Source organism: Candidatus Bathyarchaeota archaeon (genome assembly GCA_029882535.1).
Taxonomy (GTDB): domain Archaea; phylum Thermoproteota; class Bathyarchaeia; order Bathyarchaeales; family SOJC01; genus JAOUKM01.
In genome coordinates this window covers 1-5,675 of the sequence record JAOUKM010000054.1, presented here as the reverse complement: position 1 = coordinate 5,675, position 5,675 = coordinate 1, and the positions used below count along the sequence as shown (strand labels likewise).

At 40.9% G+C, this 5,675-nt stretch carries 10 protein-coding genes and 1 tRNA gene; 6 read left to right on the top strand and 5 right to left on the bottom strand.

The window, feature by feature from the left end:
* Positions 1-435 (bottom strand): DUF917 domain-containing protein (locus OEX01_09195; protein ID MDH5449156.1); only part of this gene is annotated, 435 nt, incomplete at its 3' end.
* A 308-nt stretch (positions 436-743) separates the two neighbouring features.
* On the opposite strand from OEX01_09195, the gene OEX01_09190 reads away from it, so the two are divergent.
* The gene (locus OEX01_09190) at positions 744-899 is read left to right on the top strand and encodes a ribbon-helix-helix domain-containing protein (GenBank protein MDH5449155.1); all 156 of its coding nucleotides are present in this window, start codon (positions 744-746) and stop codon (positions 897-899) included.
* A 25-nt stretch (positions 900-924) separates the two neighbouring features.
* Here OEX01_09190 and pyrF read toward each other — a convergent pair whose 3' ends face one another.
* A complete protein-coding gene (pyrF, locus tag OEX01_09185; GenBank protein MDH5449154.1) occupies positions 925-1,698 on the bottom strand; it encodes an orotidine-5'-phosphate decarboxylase in 774 nt (257 codons plus the stop codon).
* A gap of 437 nt (positions 1,699-2,135) precedes the next feature.
* Here pyrF and OEX01_09180 point away from each other — a divergent pair, with 437 nt between their 5' ends.
* From OEX01_09180 to OEX01_09160, 5 genes are all read left to right on the top strand, one after another.
* Positions 2,136-2,321, top strand: a complete 186-nt coding sequence (locus tag OEX01_09180) for a hypothetical protein (protein ID MDH5449153.1) — start codon at positions 2,136-2,138, stop codon at positions 2,319-2,321.
* Positions 2,322-2,402: 81 nt separating this feature from the next.
* Entirely contained in the window at positions 2,403-2,693 is a 291-nt protein-coding gene (locus OEX01_09175; protein MDH5449152.1) for a winged helix-turn-helix domain-containing protein, read from the top strand.
* Positions 2,694-2,852: 159 nt separating this feature from the next.
* The gene (locus tag OEX01_09170; GenBank protein ID MDH5449151.1) at positions 2,853-3,230 is read left to right on the top strand and encodes a transcriptional regulator; all 378 of its coding nucleotides are present in this window, start codon (positions 2,853-2,855) and stop codon (positions 3,228-3,230) included.
* Positions 3,231-3,244: 14 nt separating this feature from the next.
* Positions 3,245-4,021 carry a MinD/ParA family protein gene (locus tag OEX01_09165; protein ID MDH5449150.1) on the top strand — a complete coding sequence of 259 codons (777 nt, stop codon included), beginning with the start codon at positions 3,245-3,247 and terminating at the stop codon, positions 4,019-4,021.
* Between the two features lie 384 nt (positions 4,022-4,405).
* Positions 4,406-4,480, top strand: a tRNA-Ala gene (locus OEX01_09160).
* Between the two features lie 177 nt (positions 4,481-4,657).
* Here the strand turns inward: OEX01_09160 and OEX01_09155 are convergent.
* The 3 genes from OEX01_09155 to OEX01_09145 form a co-directional block, all read right to left on the bottom strand.
* Complete coding sequence (locus OEX01_09155; protein MDH5449149.1) at positions 4,658-4,843, bottom strand: hypothetical protein; 186 nt, start codon at positions 4,841-4,843, stop codon at positions 4,658-4,660.
* Between the two features lie 39 nt (positions 4,844-4,882).
* On the bottom strand, positions 4,883-5,209 hold the full coding sequence (locus OEX01_09150; protein MDH5449148.1) for a hypothetical protein: 327 nt from the start codon (positions 5,207-5,209) through the stop codon (positions 4,883-4,885).
* A 184-nt stretch (positions 5,210-5,393) separates the two neighbouring features.
* On the bottom strand, positions 5,394-5,675 hold a 282-nt coding region (locus OEX01_09145; GenBank protein ID MDH5449147.1), incomplete at its 5' end, for an NUDIX domain-containing protein.

Sequence of the window (5,675 nt, the reverse complement as noted above, 5' to 3'; positions counted from 1 at the left end):
TGTTAATGGAATGTCGTCAATTGTGTAAACTTTTAAATGAACTTCTGGAACAGACCTGCCAGCCCCATCTCCATCCACAACAGAAATGCCCCGTCTTGTAGCAACGTCAACCGCCGCTAAAGTGTTAAAACCGCCTAGTTCTACGGGAATTGTGGCATAAGCAGAAAAACTCAGATATTCTTCTAAAACCTTTAACGTTTTTACTGCTGCGCTGGAATCATATTCAATTGAGGTTGTGGCGCCAACACATGCAAAATTCACGACTTTTGCGTCGCCTAGCACTTCAGAAGGAGCTACAAGCCTAACAGTATAACCTTGAGAAGCCAGTTTGTTCACTATCTTATAGCCTACTTCCGGGTCGCCGCCGCCCCCAGCAGAAAAAATCGCAGCACCATCCACTAAGTCTAGCAGGTTTTGATAGTTTAAGGTTTTCAAGCTTGAAATCACCAATCCTGTTAGTTTGCTTTTTATTATTAAATAAAGCGGAGAACTGAGATTTCTGCAAATTCTTCCTTTTTATGAATTCACACAAGATTTTGTATTGGATAATAGCAAAAGAATCATTAGAGAAAGCATGTGAACTTGTAAAAGCAGGCTTTGAATTCGTCACTGACATGGAAGACAAGAAGATCTTTCGCAAGAGGAAGTGAGATACCAATAAAGATATAGGGTAAAGCCGAAAAACTGCACCATAAATTCTATATTGCCACATAACATGTACATAACATGTTAAGGTGGTCTGTATGAAACTAGTAACAGTCTTATTACCTGAAGCTTATTTAGAAGGACTAGATGAACTTGTGAGAGCCAACATGTATCCCAGCAGAAGCTCAGCCATCCGCTCAGCGGTCAGAGATTTGTTGAAAAAAGAACTTTGGACAAGAGAACAAAGACCCTAACAAATTATATGCAACCAAGTGTCTACTACTTTATTTTCTTTAGGCTTTTTTGAGCAACAAGTTTCAAATCCTCAGCTACTTGCGAAGGATTTTCAGCAAGCGTTATTGCTCTGCCCACAATCAAATACTTTGCTCCACTTCTAACAGCATCCTCAATATTTCCGCCCTGTGCACCTATGCCAGGTGAGTAGATGGGTACTTTTTCTCCAAGAATAGAAAATACTTCTTTAATCTTTTCAGGGTATGTGGCGCCTACAACTACACCGTCAGCACCCCATTCCAATGCTTTCTGAGCAAAGACTCTATACTGAGAAACCTTCTGGTTAGCCTTCTCAATGAATACTCTTTGTCCGTAGCCTTCCCACGCTCCTTTGTGACTCATGTAGACCAGCAATATTACACCACGATTCACTCGTTTTGCCGTTTCGAAAACGGGCTGCAAACCTTCTTCCCAGCCGACAAAAGGATTTGCGGTCACAGCATCAAAACCTGCCTTGAAGTAGTATTCAGCTATTATCCGATTTGTGTTCCCAATGTCATTGATTTTACAATCCATTATAATGGGTAATCCGTAACCTTTTGCTTGGTTCACCAGTTCTTGTACGTCGCCAAACAAGCCTAAAGGCAGAATTAAGTGGCGGTTAAGTTTCACAGCGCAAATATGCACATGCACTGCTTCTAGAATTTGCTTCGCTCTAAAAAACAGTTCTCTAAGCTCGTTTGGTGGCAAATCAAAAGCTAAAACAATACTGGAACCAGTCTTCTTCGCAGCTTCCTCCATTCCAAACTTGAAAGACAAACCAAAGCACCTCAACTATCCCCTATGAGAACCTAGAAAAATGTTTTTCGATCAAAAACCAGCCAAAGCCTCCTTTCCCGCACTCACATAAACAAAAAACCTGCATTGCAATGACTATCAAAACCCAAAACAACACGGAACAAAGAAAAACCACACTACCCAAAAAACAAGTAGCTAATGATAACAAAAAACAAACATCTACCGCACTCTCTTCATAGCACCAATCTACAGACACAAAAAACAACTTGGAGTACAACCAACATGCAAACTTGGCATCTATTGAAACATATTAGAAACCTAATACAACAGTCTCCTCACAATGCCACACACACAGCCAATTGCTCATTATTCTCAATACATATTTTTTCTTCATAAGACTGTTAAATCCAAAAACTACTAGTCAAACCCATAAAACCATAGGGGAATAGAAGGCAAAAATGAACACCATAAAAGAGTTTTCTTCAAAAAAGCGCAAACAATTACAAAGCAAACTCAAACAAGCACTGAAAACAGAAATACAGACACTTTCTACAGAAATGCAGCAAATTCTCTGCGACGACCTAGTCACAGCATTACAAAATAGGTTAATTGTGCTAGCTAAGGTCAAACCAAAAAGCCGCTGAACAATGGAGAGAAACACTTATTCGAAATACATAAATCATTTATATCTAAAGCACCGAAAAACACGCTAAAGAGGTTAAAACATGCGACGCTCCAAACTTGAAATGTACATAGATGTCCTCAAAGTTCTCTCTCAACGTGGGCCCCTCAAACTAACCCACATCATGTACAAAGCCAATGTCAACTGCAGCGTCCTCAAACAATACTTAAACTTTCTAATCCGACAAAACCTCGTCGAAGAACGCACAGTCGGCAAAAAACGCGTAGTCTATGCCATAACGCAACGAGGCATCACGGTCTTAAAGTATTTCCGAGAACTCAAAACAGTCCTTCCAATAGTAGAAGAAGCACGCCGCTTACCAGCCACCCTCTAAATCCCCTTTCTCTTCAACACCTCCTACTATTCTTTTCCAACAAAACAATCAGTTCAAATATTCTAAGACAAGAAGCTTAAGAATATATAGAATTATATCGTAAGATTTAATAGAGCCTGCTGCTTCATAACTGTAGATGTGTTTGTCACAAGTTCTAGCATGGATGGTTTGACGATGGGTAAGTCGCTTGGGAAAAATCCTACTGTGCTGTTGGAGAAAATTAAGGAGAGTTTGGACAGGCTTAATGAGAAGATGGAGATTTTTATCGAGATTCAAAAGCAGGGGAGAAAGCAAGATTTTGTAGTTCAGGACTTGCCTGAGGCTTTGGATGTGATGACTCTTCTTTCGTTGCCTGATCATTTAAGGAAGACGGCCGTGACGATTTGCAAGCTTGGTCGTGCTACTGCAGAGGAGGTGGCGGAGCAGACGAAGCGTGCACGGGCAGTGGAAAGTGGCTATTTAAACCAACTTGTTCTAATGAGCTATATGAAGAAGGAGAGAAAGGGACGAAAAGCGTATTTCTTTGTTGAAAAGTAAGAGAGGGAGAAAGCTTGGGTAAAATCATAGCTGTTCATAGTTACAAAGGCGGCACGGGAAAGACGCTTTTGTCTGTAAATCTTGCTGCAGCTTATGCTAAAAAGGGCAAAAAAGTTTGTATTCTCGATTTGGATTTTCGTGCCCCCAGTCTTCAATCTATTTTTAAGTTAGATAGTTCCGAATATTGGCTGAACGATTATTTGAATGGTGCTTGTGAGATTAATAAAGTTGTAACTAATTATGCCTCTCAATGCAAGTGTAACGGTACGATGTTGGTGGGATTGGCGAACCCTGCCACTGAAGCCTTGCGGGACATGTCTGCGAAGGATCGTAAGTGGGAGATGCGGGCTTTAGGAAGATTGTTATCGTTGAAGAACACGCTTCTTAACGACATGGAACTGGACTATCTTATATTTGACACTAGTCCGGGACTGCAGTATTCTTCTATAAATGCGATAGTGAGTGCAGATGTTGTTCTTGTGGTAAGTACGATTGATGCGTCTGATATTGAAGGAACCAAGAGGATGACGCATGAGTTGTATGATCTTTTTGAGAAGAAGACGGCTATTTTGATGAATAAGGTGCCAATTGAGTTTTTGTCAACTTCTATGGAGCGGGAAGGTTTGTATAAGCGTTTTGAGAATACTCATACTTTGCCTGTGTTGAAGGTTATACCGTGTTATTGTGATGTGTTGCGTGCTAGGGGGACAGAGATATTTACAAGGGACTATCCTGATCATCCGTTTACGAAGCATGTTGAAGAGATTGTTACGAAAATAGAGATGTTTTAGAGCGTTACTTTTTTTGTTGTTGTTTTTGCGTGGCGCATGAACCAGTTTATTCTATTTGGTTTCTAGTAGGTAGCTAATAGGTGTCTGATGTGGGATTTGTTGGAGTGTAGGAGGGGGGGAACGAGGTCTTTTATTTGGGCTTTTTTTATGATGCCGTGGCGGGTGTTGTGGGCGTGATTTGTGCTGTTGTTGTTACTCGTTTTTCTTTGTAGGGGTGGAATCTATTTTTTCGGTTTTTAGGAGTGGTGTTATTGGTTTTTCTGGCTTGTGGTTGTAGTTTTTTGGTGATGTGTCTGGTGTAGGAGATGTTTGTGGTTTAGTTTTATGGTTGAGAAAAGGCTTAAACGAGTCTTGCGGTATTCCTTACAATACTGTATAAGAAAAGGGCGGGTAGATCAGCCTGGAATGATCGCCACGTTGGCATCGTGGAGGCCGCGGGTTCAAATCCCGTCCCGTCCACTTTTTAGCAAAAAAGGAATTTAATGTGTAGTTCGAAGCTTGTCCATTATTCTGTAAATTCTTTATAAAGCGTTAAGTCGCCGGCCCAATCTTTCTGGTTAATTGGCCAACTATATGACGGATTTCGAGGTTTACAAATAATCTCTCTTATCTGCACAGCCCCTCTTTTAAAAAGATTTACTGAATTCGCCTTCTGCACAACAACTGCCGTATCCAACCCAACCCAACCCACGACCCAGCAACAGCCACAACTTCCTCCCCTTCCTTCAAGACACCGTTGTCAGTAACCATTAACACAGCTGCGACACAAACAGCAGTTCCAGAGCTAATAATTCTCATACACAAACGGATTAGCGTTCCCAATGTAGGAACACCTCTATGTTCCAAAGCAGCCCCAATGTTTTATAGTGGGTCGGTCGCTCTTACAATCCTAGCGCCTTTTTTTCGACCTGATTCCATATCTTCTTGTCTGGAATGCCTATTTTTTAAGGCTTCAACTACTGTGTTCTCGATTTTTGCACCGGCAGCGGAAGTGACCACTATTAGAGATATCCCAGAATTTCGAAGCATGTCAACTGCTTTAAGAGCGCTTATACCAGTCTCGGACGCAACAATCAGTTTATTTAAGTTTAGTTCACGAGCCCTTTGAATCGCAAGTTCTAACGTCTTTTCAGTGTTAATTTGACCACATACATCAAAGTAAAAAATATTTTTTAATTCGCCTAACATATTTCTCACTTTTTCTCTCCATCTAAAACCTATCCAGATACATTTGAAGTTTTAAATCTAACGTGTGTCCTAAATCGATCTATTTTTGCTAAAGACGAAAAAACGCGTGCAAAATCCAAGAATCAATTCGTCCGCGCTAAAAGGGCATTTTAAGGCGCTTTCTTTCGCTTAATCCTAGAGTTACTTACGTATTATCTCTTAGTTCTCTTATTTTCATTATTGTCTTTCTATCAACCTCTAAGCTTAGGTTTTCAATATTATCTTCCCAGAAAATCTCCTGAGCCGACTTACAAACCGGCTCTCCCTCATAGTCCGTGACAAGAAAACAATACGCACTCTGCCTCTCCCCATTACTCGCAACATAAAAATTCTTACACACAAACTTAACTCCCTTCACTCTAATACCTAACTCTTCCCGCATCTCCCTCTTCAACGCCTCCTCCAAGCCCTCACCAACCCTTACATG

What these genes read in the sequence shown, in the direction of transcription:
- OEX01_09190 (MDH5449155.1), top strand. Translation starts at nt 744, where the DNA reads ATGAAACTAGTAACAGTCTTATTACCTGAAGCTTATTTAGAAGGACTA.
- OEX01_09180 (MDH5449153.1), top strand. Translation starts at nt 2,136, where the DNA reads ATGAACACCATAAAAGAGTTTTCTTCAAAAAAGCGCAAACAATTACAA.
- OEX01_09175 (MDH5449152.1), top strand. Translation starts at nt 2,403, where the DNA reads ATGCGACGCTCCAAACTTGAAATGTACATAGATGTCCTCAAAGTTCTC.
- OEX01_09170 (MDH5449151.1), top strand. Translation starts at nt 2,853, where the DNA reads ATGGATGGTTTGACGATGGGTAAGTCGCTTGGGAAAAATCCTACTGTG.
- OEX01_09150 (MDH5449148.1), bottom strand. Translation starts at nt 5,209, where the DNA reads ATGTTAGGCGAATTAAAAAATATTTTTTACTTTGATGTATGTGGTCAA.